Annotated in this window: 29 protein-coding genes; 22 read left to right on the plus strand and 7 right to left on the minus strand. The window is 43.8% G+C overall.

The annotated features are described in order from the left end of the window. Positions 1-62: 62 nt before the first annotated feature. The gene (locus TY16_RS04610; protein WP_052342594.1) at positions 63-701 is read right to left on the minus strand and encodes a hypothetical protein; all 639 of its coding nucleotides are present in this window, start codon (positions 699-701) and stop codon (positions 63-65) included. Positions 702-947: 246 nt separating this feature from the next. Between TY16_RS04610 and TY16_RS04615 the strand changes: the two genes are divergently transcribed. From TY16_RS04615 to TY16_RS26065, 11 genes are all read left to right on the plus strand, one after another. Further along, positions 948-1331 (plus strand): hypothetical protein, encoded by a 384-nt coding sequence (locus TY16_RS04615; protein WP_043930597.1) that lies wholly within the window; start codon positions 948-950, stop codon positions 1329-1331. 161 nt (positions 1332-1492) lie between these two features. Further along, complete coding sequence (locus TY16_RS04620) at positions 1493-1816, plus strand: hypothetical protein (protein ID WP_043930598.1); 324 nt, start codon at positions 1493-1495, stop codon at positions 1814-1816. Positions 1817-1945: 129 nt separating this feature from the next. Beyond that, positions 1946-2257 carry a hypothetical protein gene (locus tag TY16_RS04625; RefSeq protein WP_043930599.1) on the plus strand — a complete coding sequence of 104 codons (312 nt, stop codon included), beginning with the start codon at positions 1946-1948 and terminating at the stop codon, positions 2255-2257. Further along, complete coding sequence (locus tag TY16_RS04630) at positions 2254-2541, plus strand: hypothetical protein (protein ID WP_043930600.1); 288 nt, start codon at positions 2254-2256, stop codon at positions 2539-2541. Before TY16_RS04625 ends, TY16_RS04630 begins: the two co-directional genes overlap by 4 nt. Before the next feature lie 26 nt (positions 2542-2567). Further along, a complete protein-coding gene (locus TY16_RS04635; protein WP_043930601.1) occupies positions 2568-2999 on the plus strand; it encodes a hypothetical protein in 432 nt (143 codons plus the stop codon). Further along, positions 2996-3232, plus strand: a complete 237-nt coding sequence (locus tag TY16_RS04640) for a hypothetical protein (RefSeq protein ID WP_043930602.1) — start codon at positions 2996-2998, stop codon at positions 3230-3232. Before TY16_RS04635 ends, TY16_RS04640 begins: the two co-directional genes overlap by 4 nt. A gap of 4 nt (positions 3233-3236) precedes the next feature. After that, positions 3237-3470: a hypothetical protein gene (locus TY16_RS04645; protein WP_043930603.1), complete on the plus strand. Its 234-nt coding sequence runs from the start codon at positions 3237-3239 to the stop codon at positions 3468-3470. A 26-nt stretch (positions 3471-3496) separates the two neighbouring features. Further along, positions 3497-3835, plus strand: a complete 339-nt coding sequence (locus TY16_RS26060) for a hypothetical protein (protein ID WP_155922144.1) — start codon at positions 3497-3499, stop codon at positions 3833-3835. A 492-nt stretch (positions 3836-4327) separates the two neighbouring features. Then, positions 4328-4894 (plus strand): sigma-70 family RNA polymerase sigma factor, encoded by a 567-nt coding sequence (locus TY16_RS04655; RefSeq protein WP_052342595.1) that lies wholly within the window; start codon positions 4328-4330, stop codon positions 4892-4894. After that, positions 4839-6128 carry a hypothetical protein gene (locus TY16_RS26510; protein ID WP_197028358.1) on the plus strand — a complete coding sequence of 430 codons (1290 nt, stop codon included), beginning with the start codon at positions 4839-4841 and terminating at the stop codon, positions 6126-6128. Before TY16_RS04655 ends, TY16_RS26510 begins: the two co-directional genes overlap by 56 nt. A gap of 117 nt (positions 6129-6245) precedes the next feature. After that, a complete protein-coding gene (locus TY16_RS26065) occupies positions 6246-6692 on the plus strand; it encodes a hypothetical protein (protein ID WP_155922145.1) in 447 nt (148 codons plus the stop codon). Positions 6693-6791: 99 nt separating this feature from the next. Here TY16_RS26065 and pabB read toward each other — a convergent pair whose 3' ends face one another. From pabB to TY16_RS04675, 3 genes are all read right to left on the minus strand, one after another. Continuing rightward, positions 6792-8516 (minus strand): aminodeoxychorismate synthase component I, encoded by a 1725-nt coding sequence (gene pabB, locus TY16_RS04665; RefSeq protein ID WP_043930605.1) that lies wholly within the window; start codon positions 8514-8516, stop codon positions 6792-6794. Between the two features lie 409 nt (positions 8517-8925). After that, positions 8926-9489 (minus strand): anthranilate synthase component II, encoded by a 564-nt coding sequence (locus tag TY16_RS04670; protein ID WP_043930606.1) that lies wholly within the window; start codon positions 9487-9489, stop codon positions 8926-8928. Positions 9490-9648: 159 nt separating this feature from the next. After that, the gene (locus TY16_RS04675; protein WP_043930607.1) at positions 9649-10917 is read right to left on the minus strand and encodes an NAD(P)/FAD-dependent oxidoreductase; all 1269 of its coding nucleotides are present in this window, start codon (positions 10915-10917) and stop codon (positions 9649-9651) included. Between the two features lie 264 nt (positions 10918-11181). Here TY16_RS04675 and TY16_RS04680 point away from each other — a divergent pair, with 264 nt between their 5' ends. From TY16_RS04680 to TY16_RS04730, 11 genes are all read left to right on the plus strand, one after another. Continuing rightward, positions 11182-11550, plus strand: coding sequence for a DUF488 domain-containing protein (locus tag TY16_RS04680; protein ID WP_043930608.1), 369 nt, complete (start codon positions 11182-11184; stop codon positions 11548-11550). Between the two features lie 270 nt (positions 11551-11820). Next, positions 11821-12273: a YhcH/YjgK/YiaL family protein gene (locus TY16_RS04685; protein ID WP_043930609.1), complete on the plus strand. Its 453-nt coding sequence runs from the start codon at positions 11821-11823 to the stop codon at positions 12271-12273. A gap of 14 nt (positions 12274-12287) precedes the next feature. Then, on the plus strand, positions 12288-13964 hold the full coding sequence (locus TY16_RS04690; RefSeq protein WP_043930611.1) for an FAD-binding protein: 1677 nt from the start codon (positions 12288-12290) through the stop codon (positions 13962-13964). A 129-nt stretch (positions 13965-14093) separates the two neighbouring features. After that, positions 14094-15005 (plus strand): dihydrodipicolinate synthase family protein, encoded by a 912-nt coding sequence (locus TY16_RS04695; protein ID WP_043930612.1) that lies wholly within the window; start codon positions 14094-14096, stop codon positions 15003-15005. Positions 15006-15007: 2 nt separating this feature from the next. Then, the gene (locus tag TY16_RS04700) at positions 15008-15664 is read left to right on the plus strand and encodes an SGNH/GDSL hydrolase family protein (RefSeq protein WP_043930613.1); all 657 of its coding nucleotides are present in this window, start codon (positions 15008-15010) and stop codon (positions 15662-15664) included. After that, positions 15661-17043 carry an ABC transporter substrate-binding protein gene (locus tag TY16_RS04705; RefSeq protein WP_052342597.1) on the plus strand — a complete coding sequence of 461 codons (1383 nt, stop codon included), beginning with the start codon at positions 15661-15663 and terminating at the stop codon, positions 17041-17043. Before TY16_RS04700 ends, TY16_RS04705 begins: the two co-directional genes overlap by 4 nt. Before the next feature lie 73 nt (positions 17044-17116). Beyond that, a complete protein-coding gene (locus TY16_RS04710; RefSeq protein WP_043934509.1) occupies positions 17117-17992 on the plus strand; it encodes a carbohydrate ABC transporter permease in 876 nt (291 codons plus the stop codon). Between the two features lie 11 nt (positions 17993-18003). Then, positions 18004-18852 (plus strand): carbohydrate ABC transporter permease, encoded by an 849-nt coding sequence (locus TY16_RS04715; protein ID WP_043930615.1) that lies wholly within the window; start codon positions 18004-18006, stop codon positions 18850-18852. Positions 18853-18875: 23 nt separating this feature from the next. Then, on the plus strand, positions 18876-19565 hold the full coding sequence (locus tag TY16_RS04720) for an N-acetylmannosamine-6-phosphate 2-epimerase (protein WP_197028359.1): 690 nt from the start codon (positions 18876-18878) through the stop codon (positions 19563-19565). 87 nt (positions 19566-19652) lie between these two features. Continuing rightward, positions 19653-20543: an ROK family protein gene (locus TY16_RS04725; RefSeq protein WP_043930616.1), complete on the plus strand. Its 891-nt coding sequence runs from the start codon at positions 19653-19655 to the stop codon at positions 20541-20543. 9 nt (positions 20544-20552) lie between these two features. Further along, positions 20553-21410 (plus strand): MurR/RpiR family transcriptional regulator, encoded by an 858-nt coding sequence (locus TY16_RS04730; RefSeq protein WP_043930618.1) that lies wholly within the window; start codon positions 20553-20555, stop codon positions 21408-21410. A 168-nt stretch (positions 21411-21578) separates the two neighbouring features. Here TY16_RS04730 and TY16_RS04735 read toward each other — a convergent pair whose 3' ends face one another. The 3 genes from TY16_RS04735 to TY16_RS04745 form a co-directional block, all read right to left on the minus strand. Next, entirely contained in the window at positions 21579-22175 is a 597-nt protein-coding gene (locus TY16_RS04735) for a 4Fe-4S single cluster domain-containing protein (RefSeq protein ID WP_043930619.1), read from the minus strand. Then, positions 22175-23059: a ComEA family DNA-binding protein gene (locus TY16_RS25080; RefSeq protein WP_052342598.1), complete on the minus strand. Its 885-nt coding sequence runs from the start codon at positions 23057-23059 to the stop codon at positions 22175-22177. Before TY16_RS25080 ends, TY16_RS04735 begins: the two co-directional genes overlap by 1 nt. Before the next feature lie 560 nt (positions 23060-23619). Continuing rightward, complete coding sequence (locus tag TY16_RS04745) at positions 23620-24351, minus strand: hypothetical protein (protein ID WP_043930620.1); 732 nt, start codon at positions 24349-24351, stop codon at positions 23620-23622.

Raw genomic sequence — 24351 nt, forward strand, 5'->3', positions numbered from 1 at the left:
AATAAGAGCCACAGAGAAGTAAATTCCCTATGGCTCGATTTTAAGTGACGGTCGCTGGCATTTCATTTTCCTTTCTTACAGAACCCATCCACCAGCACCATGACATCCTTCAGCACATCAATCGACCGCAGCGCATCACCCTCAACTTGCAAACTGTGTTCCGTGCCTTCAACCAAATAGCACTCCAAATGTGGCTTGCGCTTTAATTCTGCATATCTCTCTTCCATATAAAAGGAATCCTGGTCACCAATCACAACCAACCCATCGCGGCCACCCGACGACATCATCTCAAAAACATGATCCGAGTGAAGAAGCGGCGTCAGCCACAACGTACGTGCCGACCCAAACCTTTCATCCTTCAGTAAATAGCACAGCGCTTTCGTACCAATCGACTTGCCGATAAGAGAAAAATCGTGATATGTAGACTCGCTCAGAACATGATCAATAACCGCCCGAACATCCCCTTCAAACTCCTCGCCACTCAGCGCTTCCATCTCATCCCGTGAATACTTATAGTTCACATGCAGCACATCAGACCCCGCTTCAAAATAAATCCCTGTCGCAAAATGCAGCAGTGGAGCCTGAGCAGTATAGCCCATGCCCGGCAGAACTATCGCCAGTCCACCCGCTGACTCATTATGCTTAAACAACGTATACGCAATCTCCTTACCCCTCGAAAGAGCTGCCCCACCTGAAATCACTACATCATCCCCCAGACTTTTACAATTATTATAAAGCCCTGGCGAAGTGAATCCAACCAATCTATCGACTAAAGCCAAATAAACTTTCTGACAACCGTACCAGCTGCAGACAAGAACACTGCATTGCCGCCAAACAGAACCGCATTATGCATAATGTTTTTACCTAAATATGTAAATCACCCCTCGCCTTTTTTCTAAAAACTCTATATACTTTCTATTACAAGTACTATGAACGGAAGGGTAACTATGAATAACACTCGCTTTTATCTAAACATCTTTCTATATTCCATTTTTGTACTCAGTACATTAGCGGTATTCTTCATCATTTACAAAAATATTGACACACCCTTTGCTGCCGACATGGTATTAGGTTATGTCATATTTCTGTTCGCATTCGCCCTGTACCTGACCATCACAGCCACCCTGCAACTTAGAAAAATCCCAAAAACCGAACTGCGCAAAAGAACAATCAAATTCGCACTTTTATTTCTCCTATTCTTTGCCGCCAACTCCATTTTTGACCTGCTCTTCAAGCCAGAATCCAGTAACCTCATCGGAAATATATTCCCAGCACTTGGCTTCGCTCTCGGACTAACCTTCCTCGACACAGTCTTCACTAGGAAAGAGTAGGCAAATGGGGGACGGCTCATTTTTCCGGGGCGGCGGCCGTTTCTAAGCACTCTAATCGACCAAGGAAGGAATCAGACGAATACGTCGTTTATGGTTTATCCTACCAACCACACAAAGGAGATTGACCAGCTACATTCCGGATTAAAGGAGTGAAATAAAGAATGGCTTCCGTGTTCTTTAATGTATTTATTACCCTTTTATATCTCTTTCTTATAAAAATAGGCACGGTGAAAATTAATTCACTAAAGTTAAAAGTAGAGAAGAAAGCAATATTAATATGTTTAATGGCTATTATTTTGTCTTTTCTTGTTTTATTAGCTCCCTGGGATGGTATCCAAAATAATTTCGCTAAGGGTGGCTTGACTGTTGTCGGCTTGATAATCTTGTTTATGATTTGGATCGTCATTATGAAGAAAGTAAATAAGAGAAAATATAAAAAATCCGTTAAATTACTAGAAAAATATCTGAAAGATTATTTAATTTGATATCTATCATATGGACTACAATAAACTACATTTACGAAGTTCATTAGTTATACTCCCCAGCCCCGCCATTGTCCAAAACTGTTCACAACTCCAGTCACTCCTGTATGCTAAAATTTGGCATACAGGGGGGTGATTCCACTGAAACTAGTTTCTTACATAATTGGCATCATGCTGCTCGTATTCATCCAAACCCGCGGCCTTGATCTGGCAGCCGACAAAACAGCCGAATACTTCATCGGCCGCACCCAAATCGATATCACCGTCAAAGATAGAATGCTGCTCACCAACCTGTTCTCAGCCTTCTTCGGCGCAGGCCTCTTCTGGATGGGCGCAATCGTTCTTGCAGGACTTTTTTTGAAAAAAAAGCTGCCGACGCGCTCAAGACCAACATCATCCCAACGCCCACCATCCGGCCCAGAGAGGTGTGACAAGTACCCATGAAATACCTGGAATTCTTAATAATACAAACTGCAGCCATTCTCAGCCTGGCGACTTTTAACATTCTTTCTGACTTATATATAACAAAACCATTCAATTATATCGAAGCTCTCGTTTTAGGAGTATTCCTTGCCTTGCTGGTACTGGTTTTCAAACTGGCAGGAAAGTTTTCCAACCGATACAGCACCATGCGCTTGCGGACAAAACTGCTGCTTTTTGTAACGGCACTTATCCTCGCCATGCTCGTTTTAGGGGCAGCGGAGAAATTGTTGCTTCTATTGAATTGAAAAGTGCAAACCGATGGAGGAATAACATGGAAACTTTACTAAATAACGATCTGGAAATGAGATGTACACAAAGCCAATTTTCACAGGAAGTAAAGGAACTGGTCAAGGCTTCTGAACAAGAATTCATCCAGCATTGCAGCGCATTATTAGCGGAATATAAGCCTTTATTTTCGAGTAAGAACCAAAGAATTTCAATTGATGTGGTAAAAACCAAAACAGACCTGTTCCAGCCTGGCTACACATCCTATGTTTCTATCAATATCGAGCCTCACAAAGAAAAGTACAATATTAATATCGTGCTCCCAATCTGGAGATGTGAAAGAAAGTTCCTTGGAATTCCAGTGGAACGGAACATCCCGGGCAGCAAAACCACAGGAACCTTAATCAAGTTAAAAAATGCGCAAGCAATGTTCAGGGAGTTCATAGAAGATAACTTGAACAAAGAGGACCTGCGATGAAACATAAAAAAGCCTACATCCTGACGATCATATTCGTCAACTTCACTCAGCTTTTGATCATGGTCCTTGGCTCAAGATGGGCGGCAAACTACTACACAAGCCGCCTGGGGCTTGAACCTTCTAAGGATACAGCCTTCCTGACCCTGCTGTTCATGATATTCTACGGTCTCGGTATTATCCTGATGGGACTTGAATTCGTGCTCGTCCGCCGATCACAAAGAGAAAGGACCTAACATCATGTGGGCAATTCCAGCCGTTTTCGGCCTATTATTCCTGTCAATCAGCATTTTTTATAAAAAGAAACACCATGGCGAGCTGGCATCTAGCAGCATCGGTGGTGATTCTATCATCGTTGAATTCATTTTTATCGCATTCCTTTGGGTGCTCGATATCCTGCCATATTGGGTTACCAAGTTCCTCTGCCTGGCCGTCGCGCTGGGACTCTTCTATCTGTCCTATCAGATGCTTTAAAGACCACTATTCACAGACGGTGTCCAATGGATTTTCGAATCACCAAAATACTCACTATTATTTTGTTCATAGGCCTGGCCGCTACTTTAGCCATTGTCCTTATAGACGTGCAAAATCTCTTTACCTTCAAATTTATCATAGGCTTCATCATCTACATACTCGCCTACGCCTTGTACCTGTTAACGGCAGGAATAGCGGGCATCGCAAAACAACCAAAAAGGACCGGCGGCGAAGATATATCCTGTTCATCAAATTATTCATCTTTCTGTTACTCGCCAGCTTCGTCCTTGATCCCATTTTTAACAGAACAACCAGCCTGGCCAGCCAAATCCTTTCCGCGCTTGGATTTGCAGCCGCCTCCATAATTATCGAAGACGTGTTTTTTAAGGGAGCAGAGGAGTAGCCAGGAGGGGACACCAAGTTTGCACATACAGTAAAACAATTGCTGACTCGCCGGATTTGCGAGTTTTTCTTTTTTTCGCCTTTTAAAAAACCTCTTCAACCGCTCACTTTCCATTTATTGATTGTTACAATTAAAGAGTATATCAATACATTTTCTTCCTTATCGAGTCCTAGTAAAAAGGGTCAAGTTTCTCCTTTTTAAAACAATCCAACTGTAACCCGTGATAACCCGAAATCTTTTTATTAAGAGTTTAGTGTATTTACCAAGACATTCCCGTATATATCAAGACATTTTTTCACTTTTATCAATGCTTTCAAAAATATATCAATACCTCTTCTTTTATTATCGACAAATCTTTTACTTTTTTAAAAAACAAATCTTCAAATTTATCAACCAGCACAAAACTTGAATCGTCTAATAACTAACAGAGATACAGAAAGCAGGGGGAGCAGTTTTGAACACAGAGGATACATTATCAGAATTGATGGACTGCTACGGAACGTCAATTCTCCATCTGGCTTATTCCTATGTCCGCAACCATGAGACAGCAAAAGACCTGGCCCAGGAGATTTTTATCAAATGCTATCAGAAGCTCGATACGTTCCAGGGCGAGTCTGCCATCCAAACCTGGCTGTACCGGATCGCAATCAACCATTGCAAGGACCATGTCAAAAGCTGGCATTACCGGAAGGTCCACACGAGCCATTTTTTCACGAGCTTACTCAAAGGACAGCAAAAAGCCGCGGAGGCTGAATACCTTGACCAGGCCGGCCGCCAGGAGCTGTCTGCCGCAATCCTTCAGCTGCCATTGAAGTACAAAGAGGTTATTATCCTCGCTTATTTCCATGACATGACGATGAACGAAATCAGCGCTGTCTGCGAAGTCAATGCAAACACAGTCAAATCCCGGATTGCCAGGGCCAAGGAACTGCTTAAACAATCCATAACAGAAAGGGGAGGGAACGATGGAGAAGAAATTACAACAGGCAAAAACCGAGATGTTAAAGGGCGAATTGGCTGACTTCAGGTTCACACCGGAAATGAAAGAAAACGTCCTGCACTCAATACGCACACCAAAACGCTATTCTTTAAAAAAAATAATGCCAACACTAATCAGTGCGGCACTCATTATCCTGTTTTTCGGAGGGCTTTATCAGTATGTAATCAACCCAAATGCGAGCGGGAACAGCGGTACAGGGGAAACAGAACTCCAAACGGCCGTCCCCGCATTCGAGGAGTATAAGGGTGAACCGCTTAAAATTGCATTGCTGGGTGACGTGCCAATACTCAAAGAGCAACAAGTAACGTTCACTGCAATCCCCTTTGAAGACCTGTCTGTGGAAATTCTGAAACCATATGATGCTGTGTTTATCACCGAAGAATGTTTGGTCAAAGCCTCTGAAAGCCAATACGCGGATATTTACACAAACGCTGCTATTCCGATCTTTTTCATTGGTGCGAATAGCTATATCCCGTTTACCGAAAAAGGGATGGAGTTCGACAAGGAAAAATGGGGATGGACAACTGGTATGAGCTATACGGCCGGTATCCTGCAGCCAACCGAAACCGGTGGATTAAAAGCATGGGATTTCGGATTGTACAATGATATTAAAAACGATGAAAATATACAGGACATGTTTTCAAGGATATTCAAGGTAGTTCAGGAATTTAAACATCAACAGAAATCTATAAAGGAACAGGCTCCTGCAGGTGATGATAACGGGGTAGGTGATACGCCTGCCGATTCTGGGGAACAAACCCCTAAGGATGGGAACCTAGAAGCAACTCCGGATAAACCGATTGATATTGAGGAAAAGCCGAAACCGGATCAGGAACAGCCAGCAGCATCCGATGAGATTGACGCACCTGACTTGATGGACCTTATAATGAAATTTAAAGATGCCCAGAGTGCGATATATGAAACAATGTTAGAAGATTTTAGACTTCCTGGTTATAAAACAAAGCGGGAATTTTATGAGCATCTGGGGGATTATGCTGTGCTGGAAATGCTGGAAGAGAGATTAGATTATCTTTTTGCTGAAAAACCAGATGGATTGTACCTCGTTGTTCATGAGGGCCCGTTTTTTATTGAACCGACTGCCACGTATGTAGAAGAGAAGCTGACGGAAACCTCCTATAAGTTCACCCAGGTGACCGATTCAGACATGTATGGCGATGATTATAAGGTTCAAGTCTGGTTTGAGTATATTAATGGAAAGTGGCTTATCAAAGATTGGAAAGACGGGAACAATTAACGAACTTATTGGGGAACAGTAATTAGTCGAGCAGATTCGCTCGACTTTTTTCTTGGCGAGTTGGGGACGATTCCTAACTTGCCAAATTCACTACCTGTGGTAAAATAGTTCCAAATTGTGTTAATAGGGAGAGGGGTCTGTATTCGGTTTCTTAAACTTAATGCCATTAGTCTGATTTACGCCATCATGATGCTCATTCCGGCTGAATTTATACTGAACACGTATCGAATTCAGCGAATCACCGGATGGAGTTTCAAAACACTTGATATCATCAGTCTTGTCAGCATTGGTACAGTAGCAATAGTGGGGACAGGGTTAGTCTACTTTTTAACGAAAAAATGGTTCAGCGACAGCTACATTCGTTTTTGGACAATGCTCTTGTGGCTGCCGTATCACATATTGCTCATCTATTTAACTTCGAATCTTTTACCGTTTTCTTACGAGGGTGATAACCCAAGCCCGGCAACTGGGCTTCTCATGCTCGGAGCACTGTTCTTCTACCCGTTTTACATCCTGCTCGTGAACATGTGCATCTTCCCATCGGATGAACAAGTGCGGACTTGAACCTGCATGAAGGCAATTCCAACATTACACAGACAAGTCCATTTTGAATATGGCGTGTGCTAAATCGGCACACGCTTTTCATTCGCTTCACGGATAGCTCTAATATTTCTCGGCCACCTGGACCTCAACCCATCTCCGGACACTGTTCACAAACCAGATTTTCGTACACCTCTTCAAATCCTCAACCTTTAAAACCCGTTCTCGAACCACGCCATCCAAAAGTAGTTTTTCTCTATAGGTTCCCGCTAGCAATCCACTAGCAACTGTCGGCGTCCACAACTCACCATCCAATTCTACAACCACATTTCCATTCGTAAACTCAGTCAGTTCACCGTCCTGATTCCAGAGTAAAACATCGAACGCATCGCCGCGCTCTTCGAAAAAGTTCGCGTACACCGCCCGGTTTGTCGTCTTGTGGTAGAGGAAGGGGTCGTTTTTATCAACAGGTTTTCCGGCAAGTCGCACCTTGAGCGGCCCGGCTATCGCCGACACAGCCTGACCCTCGACAGAAACAGCACCATCCCGCGAAACCAACAATCTTACCTTCAAAGAGCCAATTGGGTTCGACTCAGCAAACTCCGCCAAAGCCTTCTCAACAGTACTCCTATCCACATTAAACCCAAAGTACTTCACAGACCTTCCCAAACGATCCAAATGCTCTTCATACAAAAAGTACTTCCCATCCTCAAGCAGCAAACTCTCCAACAGCTCGAACTCCGGCCGGTCCATCTCCAGTAACTTCGCCTTCGCGACAACTTCCTCATATTCATCCTCAGCCGTTGAATCCCACGTGATTCCACCGCCAACTCCATACGTTGCAACACCCGACTCTGAATCAATGACCACCGTCCGAATCGGCACATTAAAAATCGCCTCAGATTCCGGAGTAATATAGCCAATCGCACCGCAATACACCTCGCGCGGCGTGTTCTCAAGCTCAGCAATGATCCCCATAGTGCTAACCTTTGGCGCGCCGGTAATCGAGCCACACGGAAACAGCGCTTGAAACACATCAACAAGCCCAACATCCTCCGAAACCCGCGCTGTCACCGTCGACGTCATCTGGTGAACCGTCGGATACCGCTCAATCTCAAACAACTTCGGCACTTCAACCGTGCCTGGCTCAGCAATCATCCCCAAATCATTCCGCAGCAAATCCACAATCATCACATTTTCAGACCGGTTCTTCTCCGACTCAAACAACCACTTCGCATTCGCCACATCCTCCGCGAATGAGCGGCCGCGCATAATCGTGCCCTTCATCGGCCGAGTGGTGATTTTCGAGCCCTTTTTATGAAAAAATAACTCAGGTGAAGCTGATAAGATTCGAAAGCCCTCGATATCCAAGTACGCACAATAATTCGAGTCTTGAGCCTTCTTCAGCCTATTGAAAAAAGCAACATCGTCCCCGGAAAACTCGGACTTCAGCTGAATCGTATAATTCGCTTGATACGTATCCCCAGCCTCAATTGCCTGGCGGATATAACGGATCGAAGCCCGATACTCATCCATCCCAACCGACGGCCGCCATTCGGAATGCTGATACCTACTAGAACCCCTTAACCCAACATGTTCCGGTGCCTCAAAAGTCCCAAACCACAGCAGCGGCATCCGCGCTCCGCTGACCACCCGGAACGCAGGATCAAACGCAGGCGCACTCTCATACGACACATACCCCGCCGCATAAAAACCATCCCGGACCGCATCTTCAACTGCCTGCAACCCCGGCACAACTTCATCTAGTGTGTGCGCCGCAATCACCCGCACCGGGTTCCGAAATGTAACCGGCCGACCCTCAAACTCAAACGACAACAAAGATCCCATATTCCCATTCCCAACCATATTAAAATGAATAACCTATACCTAATCCACACGTTCTTGATTCCTATGGGCACATTCCTGAATTCTATGAGTACCAAAGGGCCATCCATTCTGTTTCGCAAACTGCACGTAACTGGCTGCTGCATTCCGGCGCGCCGGAATGCTATTAAATTGAACTGTAACTTCCAGGAGAAGCAAACCCAAACAACAAAGTATGCGTAAATCTTAAAAAGTATGCATAAAATCGAAAAAGTGTTCATAAAATCCAAAAAGTATGCATAAAATCAAAAAAAGTGTTCGTAAAACCCAAAATGTATGCATAAACTCAAAAACTTGTTTCGTAAAATTCAAAAGAACAGCGACTAGCTTTGTAAGCAACTCCCATTCCTGTACCTCGAACCCATAACCCAGCCTAAACCTGCACCAAATTCCTCACCATCAACTTCCCATCCTCTGTCAAAAATGCTTCCGGATGGAACTGGACACATTCAACCGCAAGCACCTTATGCCGCAAACCCATGATTTCGCCATCCTCACTCCGCGCACTCACCTCAAGGCAATCAGGCAGCGATTCCTCATCCACCACCAGCGAATGATACCGCGCAACAGCAACTGGCAACCGCACACCCCGAAACGCCCCGCGCCCATCATGCGCCACATTCGAAACCTTCCCATGCATCGGCCGCCGCGCTTTCCGCACAATCCCGCCAAACGCCTGCGCAATCACCTGCTGCCCAAGACAAACCCCGGCAATCCGCACCACACCACTAAACCGCTCAACCACATCCAAACAAATCCCAGCAGTATCCGGATTCCCAGGACCGGGCGACAACAAAATACAATTAGCCCCAAGCCGCTCAATCTCCTCGAGCGACACCTGGTCATTCCGCACCACTAAAACCTCTTCGCCAATCTCGCGAATATACTGCATCAGGTTATATGTAAACGAATCATAATTATCAACTACTAGAATCACCGGCCACCGGCTCCACTTCTATTAAAATACCAACACACCTATTATAGTAGAAACCGAACCCATCACCAACCTCAACCACCACCAACCACCAACACCACCCAATAACAAAAGATCCATCCAATAAAAAACCGGACCCCAACCAGGCCCGGTCCAAATAATCTAAATCCTTCCAATCAGCGGCCGCTCCCGCAAATACAACCCCAAATCCGCGCATCCACCCTCAACAATATCCCGCACAATCAACTTCGCCAGCAGCTGCCCATACACCATGCCATTATCCCCAAACGCAAACAAGAAATAGGAGCCTGGATACTCGTCATACACACCGACAATCGGCAGCCCATCACTCACCGATGCAAAAAACGCCCCGACACAATACTCTGCCTCGGCCTCAATATCCGGAAACAGCTTCCCGAGCTCAGCCATCAGCATATCCCGCTTCTCATGCAGTTTCTCATCGCGCTCACTCGCATCCGCCGTATCAACATCATGCCCGCCAATCACAAACCGCCCATCCGCCGTCGTCCGCAGAAACAAAAACGGTTGCGCCGTCTCCCACAACAGCATAGGGGTCAGACCCCCAATCCGGTTCGTCGTCACCACATACGTGCTCGAAATCGATGCCTTCTGCTCAGCCTTAATATCCAAACCTTCATATCCTGTGGAAAAAATGGGTCGACGCGCCTTGATGGTATAACCGGCAGAAGTCCGCAACACTACGCTCCCCAGTTCGGCATCACTGCCGCCGCCTGCCAGGTCACCACGAGCATCCTCTTTGGAACCTCCAACCTCAAACTCACACCCAACCACCGAAGTTTCCTCAAACACCCGCATCCCTTTTCCGGCAGCATAATCAATCAGCGCATGAGTAAACCGGAACGGATTCAGTTCCCCGTCATTAAACGAATAAATCGCAGCCTCCCTGTTGAATCCAAACTGTTCCTGAATCTCAGCTTTCCTCCAAAACTCAACATCAAAGCCGAACTCCTTCAGCAGACCGTACTCAGCCGAAAGCCGCCCGACATCATCCGCGGAGCTTGCTGCATACAGCGTATCCCGCCGCGAAAACTCACTATCAATTGCTGCAGCTCTGGCCGCCTGTTCAATATCATCAATCGCATCCTTCATCAAGCCAAGATGCCTTCGTATGTACTCCTTGCCAAACCGGCCGACCAGCTCGGTATACATCGTTTCGCCCGCGTACTGAATCAGCGCCGATGTCGCACTTGTCGTCCCGCCGCCAATTCGAGCCTTCTCAACAAGCACAACATCCAGTCCGGTTCCTGCCAAATAAAACGCACATTGCGCACCCGAACTCCCGCCGCCAACAATCACCACATCGCACTCAATATCCGACTCAAGAGCAGGGTAGGAAGGGGTATCGGGAAAAGTCGTCGGCCAATAAAACGTACCAGAATGCAAATCCATATAAATCCTCCTGAAAATCAACCATACCTATACTATTTCCATATTCCAGCAGGATTAAAAAGCTTGCTTCCGAAAATTTCTTCGGTCCCAAATAAAAAGTAGCATGTGGGCACCTGATTATTTTAACTTATTGCCTTTCTTTTACGCCGAGCAATCGTATATAAAAGTGGGAAGTCCGAATAGTATGGTATTCTTTAGTCAATGAATCCTGAAGGCTGTCTTTTGGGGCACCTAAGATAATTTTAAAAGGAAATAGGTGATTGAATGGGGAGCATCTTCTTAAAGCGAATTTATGAGCCGTATGATGAAACAGATGGATGCCGAATTTTGGTGGATCGCATTTGGCCGCGTGGGATTTCGAAGGAGGCTGCCAAGCTGCGCTATTGGTTTAAGGATATTGCACCGAGCAGTGATTTAAGAAAGTGGTTTTGTCATAAGCCGGAACTGTTTGAGGAGTTCCGCGAACGGTACATGTACGAGCTTCGTACCGACGAACAAAAACAAAAATTGATCGATAAAATCCTTAATACAGCGGCAAATGAGCAGGTAACACTTTTGTACGGAGCAAAGGACCAAATCTATAACCATGCGGTTGTTTTGCACGAGGAGCTAATGAACCGTTCTGGAGAATGATAATTTGGGCGGCCTTGGGAGACGGAAATAAAGTATTTTCACGACGAACAAGAAGCTTTCGTTTGTGGAGAGGGCATCAACCACCAAAAAACAAAGAATGTCAGAGACAGAAAGCGCCAATGATAAAATAATCGTTGGCGCCTTTTTGCGTTTTCGGTGAAAATTTTTTCCGAAAGTATAAAAATAAGAGAAAAAAATTGCTCTTTACCTTTATTGTGATATAGTTTCTGTGAAAGCGTTTTACAACAAGTGAATAAGGAGCACAAAGAAATGATAGCAGATCAAATTCGTAATTATGTGTTGTATAAAGGCATGAATGAAAGAGTAGATTGGGCAGTTGAGTATATTCAAACCCATACTTTCGCAGGCCTGCAAACAGGTATGCACGAGGTAGAGGGTCAAGAGATTTATTTTAACTTAATAGAATATGAGACAAAAGCTGTGGAAGAGCGCTTCTGGGAATCTCACAAAAAGTATCTGGATCTTCATTATATTCTGGATGGCAAAGAATTTATCGCCCATGAGCATGTTGACAGAATGACCGTAAAACAGGAATACGAGCCAAAGGATGATTTTTACATCCTTGATGGCAAAGTGCGGTCCAAGGTAAAGCTGGAACAAGGCGATTTTATGCTGTTATTTCCGAACGATGGGCATATGACAGGCATTAAAGTGGATGGTCCAGAAAAGGTAAGGAAAGTTGTTTTTAAAATTTTGATCTAGGATGTGCAGTGCAAATGATTAAAGAGATCGTAACAACAGATGTCTTGGTTGTTGGCAGCGGGATTGCCGGTTTGAAAGTAAGTATGGAATTGGCGAAGGCCGGACAGAACATAATAATGTCAACGAAAACCCAGCTGTGTTCGGGTTCAAGCTTTTTTCCTTTAAAAGCATCCTTAGGAACACAGGTAACAAAAAACGAGGAAGATAAGGCAGTGTTTTTAGAGGATATTGATGCCGTCAGCCATAATATGCAAGACCGGGAAATGGCGAAAATATATATTGAAGAGATTCAGGACCGAGTTGCGGAATTTCCTGAAATCGGAATTGATCCCTATAAGCTTTCAGATGACAGAAAAGCCTGCTTTGCCAACCACGGAAGAACGATTTACATGCTGAAGGACTGGGACAAGATTAGAGAAAATGTTACAGAAATCATCGAGCATTATCCAAACATTCATCTGATGGAAAGAACAGCTGTCGTTTCCTTATTGAAGCGGGGCGAAAGTATTATTGGGGCCATTCTGCTGAACCATGATAATGATTTTATCATCATTAACTGTAAGGCTGTCGTCCTTGCGACGGGCGGATTCGGAAATATTTATAAACATAATTTGAATCCAAATGATGTGGATGGTTCGGGGCATATTCTTGCTCTTGAGGCAGGGGCTGATCTCGTCAATATGGAATTCATCCAGTTTATCCCTGGCTTTACTTCGCCAAAATATAAGACATTATGGGGGGAGCATACCCTCAATTATTGCCGGGATTTTGTCGATGCGGAAGGAAACAGTATTTTAGATAAAGTGCTGCCTGAAGGGTTGACCAAGGAGGAGTGCTTTAAAAACCGAAGTACCCATGGTCCATTTACCAACTCTTTGCCATCCAAATATTTCGATATTGCGATGATGAAGGAAATTTTAAAAACGAAAAATGAGGATGGCTTCGAATTAATCTATGATGAAGACATTTACAAAAATGAAGGCGAATTCTATACCATCTATTTGAATTGGCTGGAAAACCGGGGCATCAACCTGGTCAGGGATAAAATGAAGATTGCACCTTTCGCCCATGCCAGCAATGGCGGTGTAAAAATCGACAGTAACGGCAGAACCGGGATACCCGGACTTTATGCTATCGGTGAATTGGCCGGAGGAATAGAAGGAGCTAATCGGCTTGGAGGAAATTCGACTGGAGCGTGCATGGTGTTTGGGAAACGAGCTGCCAAGGATTGCCTGGAATATGTAAACAGCGTAAAAAGGGAAGGCATCGATCGTGCGGAAGTGACGGATCACCTGACTAGTATAATTGAACCGTTTTCAACAGAAGTACAAGCTTCGCTGACACCGAACGAAGTCATGGATGCAGTCAGAGAAATCATGTGGTTCCATGGCAATGTGATCCGTGATGAAAAAAATCTCCAAGTGGCCTTGGCAAAAATTGACGAACTAAAATCCTCATTTAATATGGGATACTTTGTCACTTCGGTAAAAGAGCGAAAAAGTGCCTTTAAGGCTAGAAACTTCCTGATTCTTTCAAAACTATTGCTAAAAGCAATGCTAGAAAGAAAGGAGAGCAGAGGGGCACATTATCGTGAGGACTATCCGGTGGAGCAAGAATCGTATAACAAAAGGTTATTTGTCTCACTGGAAAAAGACAATCTAACCCTTTATTTTGAAAAAACTAGAAACTAGTTTTCTTTAAAAGGTGAAGATTTTTTCCAAAAATACAAAAAATGAAGAAAATTAGTTACAAAACGAATTGTTTATGTTATATTCTGATTGTAAACGTTATCAAAAATAATCGATCAGGTGGGGAAAGACATGAATCTAGAAAAGTATAAAGGTATTATCCCTGCATTCTATGCTTGTTACGATGAGTCGGGAGAAGTATCAGAAAATAGAACAAAGGATCTCTGTAACTACCTTTTGGAAAAGGGTGTCAAAGGTCTCTATGTCGGTGGAAGCTCTGGGGAATGCATCTATCAAAATCTTGAAGAAAGAAAGGCAACGTTGAAATATGTTGCTGAAGCTCTTAAAGGAAAATTGACATTGATTGCCCACGTTGGTGCACCTTCAACGAGAGAAAGTGTAAGCCTGGCAAAATATGCAGCAGAGCTTGGTTATGATGCACTATCTGCTATTCCGCCAATCTACTTTAAGCTGCCTGACAGCTCGGTAATCAAGTATTGGACGGAAATCATGGAGTCAACAGACCTGCCATTCATTATTTACAATATCCCGCAGACAACTGGATATAATCTATCAATTTCAACCTTCAAGAAGTTAATTGAAAATGAGAAGGTAATCGGTGTTAAGAATTCCTCGATGCCAGTAATGGATATTGAACGATTCAAGGCTGCTGCCGGAGATAATTTTATCGTGTTCAATGGCCCTGATGAACAGTATGTATCCGGAAGATTGATTGGCGCAGACAGTGGGATTGGCGGTACATATGCGGCAATGCCGGAGCTGCTTTTAAAAGCAGAAGAGTTTGTAGCAACAGGGAATTTTGAACAAGCAAAATCGATTCAGCGCGATATTAACGATATCATCATTGCTTTATGTTCGTTAAATGGCCATATGTATTCCGCTATTAAAGAGTTGTTGAAATTAAGAGGCGTAAATATCGGCAGTGTAAGAGGCCCGCTTGAGCCTGTAACAGGCGAGGACTTGAATAAGGTAGCGGAAATCAAGGACATGATCGACAATGCAATCCGTAAATACGAGATGTAAAAATGAAAAGAAGAATCGTATGCTTTGGTGATTCGAATACTTGGGGCTTTGATGCGAAATTACAGAAGAGGTTCCCGGAAGGCGTTAGATGGCCAAGCCTACTTGCTGAAAAGTTGGGCGAAGAGTTCCAGGTTGTCGAAGAAGGACTTTCGGGAAGGACTGCGGTAATCGACGACCCGCTTTTTGAAGGATTGAATGGCTATCGATATATCCATCCGTGTTTAATGAGCCATGCACCGCTTGAATTGGTGATTATCATGCTAGGTACAAATGATACGAAAGAAAGGTTTCATCTAACTTCGTATAACATTGCACAAGGGATAGCCAGGATTTCACAAAAAGCGAAAACCACACTAGCAGGTGTAAATGGTGAATGTCCTCAAGTACTGGTGATTGCCCCGCCTCCGATTGGTAAAGAATACTTCAAAACGGACGTGGGAAAATCGATGGGAACAGGCTGTGACACCAAATCGGCAGAGCTATCAACTTACTTAGAAGAACTAATGCAACTGCAAAACACGGAATTCCTGGACACCAAGGGAAAAATTCCAATGAATAAGATTGATTTTATGCATTTAGATGAGGAAGGACACAGGCTTCTCGCTGAGCTTGTCTTCAATAAAGTGAAAACTATTCTATCAAGGGAGAGAAAGCTATGATTAAAAAACGTTTTCTTGCAACCGCTTTATCCGGTGTTCTGGCAGCATCCGTTTTCTTGGCTGGATGTTCAGGTGAAGAGTCAGGCAAATCGGCTGGCGGCTCAAAAGACGGAGAGACAATCGAATTGTCCCTGATGCTGACGCCGCAATGGAAGGGTGTCATGGATTCTTCTGAACAAGGGGCAGATTATGACAGTTTCTTCAAGCATGCAGCGGAAAAATTCTCTGAGCAATACAAGGAGCATGACGTTAAAGTAAACGTAGAAGTCATTGCCAGTGACCAGCGCGATGAACTGTTAAACGTTAAACTAAACGGCGGCACTCCTCCGGATATATTCTTTGAAAGTACATTTGCAATGGGTGACTACGCTCATCGAGGCGCATTGGTACCTTTAAATGATATTGTCGAAGAGGATGCAAAGAAGGATATTGCCCAAAATTATTGGGACAGCGTGACATTTGGCGAAGATATTTACTTCTATCCATTCTCCCATATGCCGGGAACTTTATCGTATAACGCAGATATGTTTAAAGAAGCAGGCCTTGAACAATATATCGGCGATGAGAATGAAATTAAAACATGGACTCTAGAAGAATATGAAACTATTTTAAAAACGTTGAAGAGTAAGCTGCCAAAGGATTCGTATCCAATGGGCCTTTATGCTCTGAATAATCAAGGTGATACATGGAACCTCGCTTATTTAAGGATGTTCGGCAATGAGTTCTTTGATAAAAAGGGAAATATTATCCTTGGTGATGAGAAAGGTGCAAAAGCAGCTGAATGGTTAAAGAAAACATATGATGCCGGCCTAAGCAATCCTGGTGCGGAATCAGTTTCTTCTAACGACGTACTGGCTATGTTTAAAAACCAAAAAATTGCGATCGCTTTCACAAACTCTGTTTTATTTAATAACACCAAAGCGGAAATGAATGAAGGCAAAGCACCTAAATTCGATATCAGACTAGCAAACATTCCATCTGAGAGCGGCGACCCGTTAACGTTCACTTATGTGTCCGGTGCTGCTGTATTCAATACGGGAGATGAAACTAGAATCAAAGTCAGCAAGGATTTTGTCAAATTCTTCTCCACTGATCCTGAACTCATTAAAGCATCCAAAAATGGTGTACCTGTCAGAACGTCTGTTGTAGACGAATTTAAGTCAGAAAACCCATTATTTGAAGCCTATGATAAAAACGCGCCATACTTGTTCAACTTTACTGGCAGCGTACCTGGTTACAGCGAGTTAAGACAGGCGTTATATCCTGAACTGCAAGCGCTCTATACAGGCCAAAAGTCACCAGAACAAGCGGTAAAAGATTATGAGAAGAATGGCAACCGAATTATAAAAGAAGCAAAAGATAACTCAGCCATTGAATAACCTTCTGCGTTAAAACATCAATCATTAAAGCCCCTCCTTTGGGGCTTTAATGTTAGAAAGGTTAAGGATCGTTATGAAGTTTAACAAGCATGTTTTTAAGGAGAATATGACAGGATACTTGTTTATTTCTCCACAGCTGATACTGTTTTTACTATTCCTTGTTTATCCAATAATTGAAGGAATTCGCTTAAGCTTATACAAAATTAACTACACAAATGAAGTATTTGTCGGTTTTGAAAACTATCAAAAGCTGTTTGCAAACCCTGTCTTTGTTCAATCGACGATTAATACCGTCATATTCGTTGTTTTTATTGTAGCTTTGACAGTAGGATTCGCTCTGTTTGTGTCTGCGGCTGTATTTGATAAAAACGCAAAATATGTTTCGTTTATTAGAGGAAGCTATTACATTCCAGTAATGGTTTCAATGGTTGTTATGAGTATGGTTTGGAGCTTTTTGCTTAATCCGGCAAACGGATTGATCTCTTATATAATGAAAGAGATGGATATGGGATCGATAAATCTTTTGGGTAATCCTAAAACAGTTTTGCCCGTTATTATATTCGTGACTTTTGCAACCAACGTTGGCCAAGCGATCATTCTATATATAGCTTCGATGATCGGGGTTCCCAAGGAGCTTTTTGAAGCGGCAGAAGTTGATGGTGCCAGCCGTAAGACCATCATCTTTAAAATTCTGATTCCATTGGTAAAACCTACTACGATCTATATCACGATCATTAATATTATTGCAGTCTTAAAAATCTTCGTTGTCATCCAGCTCTTAACTGGCGGAGGACCAAACAATGCATCAACGACACTGATGTACTTCCTATATAATAACGCCTTTAAGTACAACCAGCTGGGAATAGCTTCTGCTGTTGGCGTCATTATGTTCTTGATTACTTTGGTGCTATCCGTTCCACAATTAAGAGCAATGTTTAAGAAGGATTGAGGTGACAAGTCATGTTGAAACAGAAGAATAACAACAAGAGAAAAAGAGAAACGGTTGACGTCGTTGCAAACGTGATTATTATTTTCTTTGCAATCCTAAATCTGTTTCCTCTTTACTGGTTAGTTACCAGCTCATTTAAAAATAGTGCCGATGTTATTAAAATGCCGCCAGATTGGTTCCCGACAACATTTACTTGGAGTAACTATATAGATGTGTTCCAGAACCAGCCGGCCTTGAAATGGACATTTAATAGTATTTACGTATCGCTTGTGACAACGGTCGCTGTGATTATTGTCAGCTCTATGGCGGCCTATGCATTTTCAAAGCTCAAGTTTAAAGGGAAGAACGTCATCTACATTATCTTTATTTCCAGCTTGATGATTCCTAAAGAAGTTATGATTGTCCCATTGTTCAGGATTATTCAAGATTTCGGCATGGTCAATTCACTTCAGGGGATGATTTGGCCGAACGTAGCAACAGCCTTTGGGGTATTTTTGCTGAAGGGATTCTTTGATTCAATACCGGACTCACTGCGGGAAGCCGCCAAGATTGATGGCGCAGGTGAATTTTATACCTTCTACAAAATCATTATGCCGATTGTAAAACCTGGTATTGGTGCATTGTTTATTCTGAACTTTGTAACGGTATGGAACGATTACCTATGGCAGCTCGTCGTTGGCCAGAGTGCGGAATCGAAAACCTTAATGGTTGGTATTGCTTCATTAATGCAGGATCTAAATCCAAACTTTGCCTATAAGATGGCGGGGGCCACAGTTGCAGCAATACCGATGATCGTAATCTTTCTTTTCTTCCAAAAATACTTTACCAAAGGTTTGGCAATTGGTGCAGAAAAGGGATAAAATTCAACTTGGAGTTGCTTTAAATGGATATTAAGACTAAGATTTTTGACCAGCTTAAAGGAAATTTAATTGTTTCCTGCCAAGCTCTGCCGGAGGAGCCGCTTCACAGCCCATTTATTATGGGAAGAATGGCATATGCAGCTAAACTTGGCGGAGCAAAGGGTATTCGTGCTAATAGTGTAGAAGATATAAGGGAAATCAAGAAAACAGTTGATTTGCCGATCATCGGGATTATTAAACGTGACTATGATGGTTCGGATGTGTTTATCACCCCTACAATCGAGGAAATTGACCTTCTATACCAGGAAGGTGTCGATATCATTGCCCTGGACGCAACCAATCGGATCAGGCCTGATGGCAAGACAATCGAAGAGGTTTTTCCTGTTATAAAAGAAAAATATAAAGACCAAATCTTTATGGCGGATTGTTCTACTTTTGAAGAAGGAAAGAAGGCATATGAACTTGGCTTTGATTGTGTTGGGTCAACGTTGAGTGGCTATACTTCCTACACGCAAGGAAAAACACTGCCTGATACGGAGATGCTTCGTAAATTGGCTAGTGAGCTGCCAGTCCCGGTGATTGCCGAGGGAGGCATTTGGACACCTGAGGAATTAAAGACTGTTTTTGAAGCTGGAGTTCATACAGCCGTAGTTGGCACGGCGATTACAAGGCCAATGGAAATTACGAAAAGGTTTGTCAACGCGATTCAATAATGGAGAAAATTTTTTCCAAGCCAAAATCCCTCGAGTATCTCGCGGGATTTTGGCTCCTAACGTGTTAAAAGCGAGAGGGTGAATAAAGTGAAAATAGTTGCCATCGACATCGGGGGGACTTCAATTAAGACATGCCTCTCTGATGAATTAGGAAATATAGAGTTAGTTAACGAGTATGATACTGAAAGTAAAAAGGGCGGGCCCTATATAGTAGAGAAATTGATTCAGATTATTTCAGGGTTTACTGACTTTGATGCGATCGGTATAAGTACTGCCGGGCAGGTTGACAGTAAAGAAGGATCTATTATGTATGCCAATGAAAATATCCCGAATTACACTGGAACGAGGTTAAAAGAGATTTTTGAGGGAAAATTCAAAGTGCCTGTTAAGGTGGAAAACGATGTCAATGCAGCTGCGCTGGGGGAAAAATACTTTGGCGCCGGCCGGGAGTTTTCAGACTTTCTCTGTTTAACATATGGAACTGGGATAGGGGGCGCAATCATCCTGGATTCAAAGGTATACAAAGGAGCCAAGGGCGTTGCCGGTGAATTTGGCCATATGATAACACATCCCCACGGCAATCAATGTAACTGTGGCGGAAGAGGGTGCTATGAAACTTATGCCTCGACAACGGCCCTTGTAAGAAAAGCAAGTGAAATTGATCCAGAATGTACAAATGGGAAGGTTATTTTTGGTAAAATCAAATTAGGGAATCCTGCGCTAGAAAACGTCGTTAATAATTGGGTTGAGGAAGCCGCACTTGGGATGGCATCATTGATTCATGTTTTTAATCCTCCAGCGATTATTGTTGGCGGCGGGGTCATGGAACAAGAATTCTTGGTGGAAAAGGTTAATGCTAAGGTTCAAGAATTAATTATGGAAAGCTTTTCCGATGTAAAAATAATTAAAGCTTCGTTAGGAAATAAAGCTGGAATGCTCGGCGCAATATCGCTTCATTTGCGAAGTGAGAATAAATAGGGGGGCGTCATGGCAAATGTAGACATTTTTTCACTTATCCGCTCGAGATATAATGCTTTTACAAATACCGAAAAAAAAGTCGCGGACTACATCATCGAAAATACAAGAACCGTTCTATACATGTCGATAACTGACCTTGCAGATGCATGCAATGTAGGTGAATCGAGTGTTTTTAGATTTTGTAAAACAATGAATCTTAAAGGATATCAGGAATTTAAGATCGTCTTGGCCCACAGCGTATCATCACAAGACGAAAGTACTCCTCAGCTATCAGGGGAGATTACAATGGACGATACAGTTGCGGATTTGTCTTCGAAGATTTTTAACACAACCGTAAGTGCTTTAACAGAGACTCGCAACCTGCTAAATGAGAATGATATCTCGGAAGCTATCGATTATATGGTTTCGGCAGATAGAATTCACTTTTTCGGAGTCGGAGCATCACTTATGACGGCTATGGAAGCCAAGAATAAGTTTATCCGGATAACCAATAAAACGGAATGTTCGCTTGATACACATCTGCAGATAATGACAGCCGCATTAATGACGCCGAAGGATGTAGCCGTGTTAATTTCTTATTCAGGTTCAACAAAGGATACCATTGATGTCGCAAAGATTGTAAAAGAACGGGGAGCAAAGATTATATCCATCACACGTTTCGCCAAATCGCCATTGACTAATTATGCGGATATTACCCTGCTTTGCGGGGCCAATGAAGGTCCGCTGCAAGGTGGCAGCTTAAGCGCAAAAATTTCACAGTTATACCTGCTCGACCTTTTATATGTTGAGTATTTTAAAAGAACCTTCAAAGAATCGGCACAAAATAAGGAACTAACGGCCAATTCCGTTATTGAAAAAATGCTATAGTTTGAAGGATGAAAGCGGCCTGCTCCTGCAATCTTGGTTGATAGATTGCAGAAGCAGGCTTCTTTAGGTTATGAGGACGGTTCTTGGCAGAAGAATTCCCTGAACATATAGAAAAGGCTGTCCCAAGAGGTCATTGATTAATGACTCTTTGGAGACAGCCTCTCCACATCAAATTAAATCCTTGAATAGCGCCTCCATGTCCTCAGCAGTCGCCATTCCATTCGCAAACACCCGGCCATCCGGCTTGATTTTAACCTCAAGCCGATTCGGAGTATTCGTCAAAACATCCTTCAAATGGGCATACCGCTCTGTCAGGAAATGATAGCGCTGATTGGCTGACCCAACCCAGGGACGGCTTAAATCCCGTCGTTCCCGCACAAAAGGGCCATCAATCAGTAAATCCGTCACCCCAAGCAGCGCATTCCAATCATCCCGGTCAGCCGCCCTTATTTTCTCAAGAACATATCCGCTAAACGTCATTACCGAAAGCCCTTCAGCCTTCAGCATCCCGCCGAGCTCCGCCAACGCACCAGCCTGCTCGAACGGCTCACCGCCGAGAAAGGTGATTCCTTCAATATCAGGACCATCGATAATCCGTTGGAAAAGCTCGTCAACCTCAACATCAAATCCGCCCTTCGTCGACCACGTGAACGGAACTGCACATCCCGGACAGTGAATCGGACAGCCCTGTACCTGGAGGCAAGCCCGATTGCCTGGTCCTTCAACACGGGTAAACGGAATGAATTGGTGTATACGCAGCTTCATTAAAAATCAACCATCCGTCCACCCCGATTAGGAGTAAATTCCCCAACACTAGATACGGTTACGAGCGGGCGCACCCGTTCAGCAATATGCGGCTTGAGCCCCAGCAGTTCACTAAATTCATCATATGACTTAAAACCACCGGTCTTGGAACGCTCGGCAACAGCTTTTTTTGCTAAAATAATCCCAATGCCAGGAAGCTGGGCAAGCTCCTTTTCATCAGCCCGATTGATGTCAACCAAATAGGGGGAAGAAGGATTGTCCGTACTAGCTGCCTTACCTGCTGAAGTCTCGGCAGCACCAACGTGTTCCACGGTCCGAGGTCTGTATGCAGAGGAATCCCGGCCTCGAAGTTCCGCAGCGCGTGTCTCTTCTGGCCGCTGTCTATCACCCTTTGAAAGATTACGAGTAAACGTTTCTGAAGCTGAACCATTTCCATCAACTGTCCTTGATCTTACAACCGAATCCTCGACAGCCGGACGTTTAAAGCCGTCCTGTGATTCCCGGTTGAGCCTGACACCATATTCCGATTGAATCTGTCCGCGCAGCCGCATTTCCTCTTCAGGCATTCTTGCCTGGATAGCTTCAAGGCGCCACAAATATTCCTTCCGTATTTTGAAGGCGTGAACCACCGACGATATCCAGCCGACAAGCATCGCCAGCGTGATCACATCATATTGCCACGCAGTTGTATCGTAAGCTTCTCCCAATGTAAACAATAAGATAAAAGGAATAGCATATAAAATTCCGTATAATGACCATTTCTTGTACTTCACCCGGTAGCCAACATAAAAAAACGCGGCCCAGTTGAACATGATTGTAATCGTCAGCAAGACCCACCAGGAATGGACAATTTTCCAGGCAGCGCTCTTATTCTCTATTCCCATCTTACAAATTCCTCCCTATAAATCTATAATTCTTTCCGCACTCAAGCTGCGGAAACAGGAGAGAAGATAATCTCGGTTCCTTAAAGCAACGAAATATCTAAATAAGGATTTACTAGACGAAACTGCTCTCGTAAGGCATCGAAGCGTCGAGAAAAAGGATTTACTAGACGAAACTGCTCTCGTAAGGCAGCGAAGCGTCGAGAAAAAAGGATTTACTAGACGAAACTAGTCACGTGAGTCATCGAAGCGTCGAGAAAAAAGGATTTACTAGACGAAACTAGTCTCATGAGGCATCGCAGCGTCGAGAAAAAAGGATTTACTAGACGAAACTAGTCACGTGAGGCATCGAAGCGTCGAGAAAAAGGATTTACTAGACGAAACTAGTCACGTGAGGCATCGAAGCGTCGAGAAAAAGTATTTACTAGACGAAACTAGTCTCGTGAGGCATCGAAGCGTCGAGAAAAAAGGATTTACTAGACGAAACTAGTCACGTGAGGCATCGAAGCGTCGAGAAAAGGGATTTACTAGACGAAACTAGTCTCATAGCAAGCAACAATCCATCACCCCTGAATATTCAGCGTAATCACAATCGAGTTGTCCTCAAGCACTTCTTCCGACTCAATCGACAAATTCTTCTCGGCGGCACGCTGCTTCAGTTTCTCATACACAACCGATTGCAGGCAGCGCTTGTATTCCTCATCAATATCAGAAAGATAAGCATACATTTCATGCATATTCGGGTTCGATTTAATCTCAACCGTAAAAGGGGCATCACCGTTTTGGCGGAACGTCAAAGGTGTCCCCTGCACAACACAGGAAATCTCGCCATCCGCTTTCTCGTATGCATTCACCCCAAATTCCTTCAATGTCCGAACGAGCACACCGCCATCCCGGAAATTCGTTGGAAACACCTTCAGTGAATCTTGCTGCAACTGTTCCTGAATCGCGTCACTTCCTTGAACAAACAGCCTGCGTCCGGCAGAAAGCTCCACATCCCCCATGAACTGCTCCAAAAGCGCAACATCATCCTGCTTGCTGAAGAGCGCATGCCATTTCCCGTCAATCTGCTCCCAGTAAAAGAAATTCTCTCCATTAATATGCGTCTTGATGTTGCCGCCATATTTCTCCGCATCATAGCCTGCAAGCTGAAGTGTCCGCACCAAATCGAGCTCGTTCTCGAACTTCGTCTCCACCTTCACCTGCATCGAATCGACCCAATCATCGAGTTTATCCTTGCTCATCACAGCCCGCAACGCAAGCGCGAGAGGAATTAAAGCCAAAGACACTGACAT

The organism is Bacillus sp. EB01, assembly GCF_000613125.1.
GTDB lineage: Bacteria > Bacillota > Bacilli > Bacillales > Cytobacillaceae > Bacillus_D.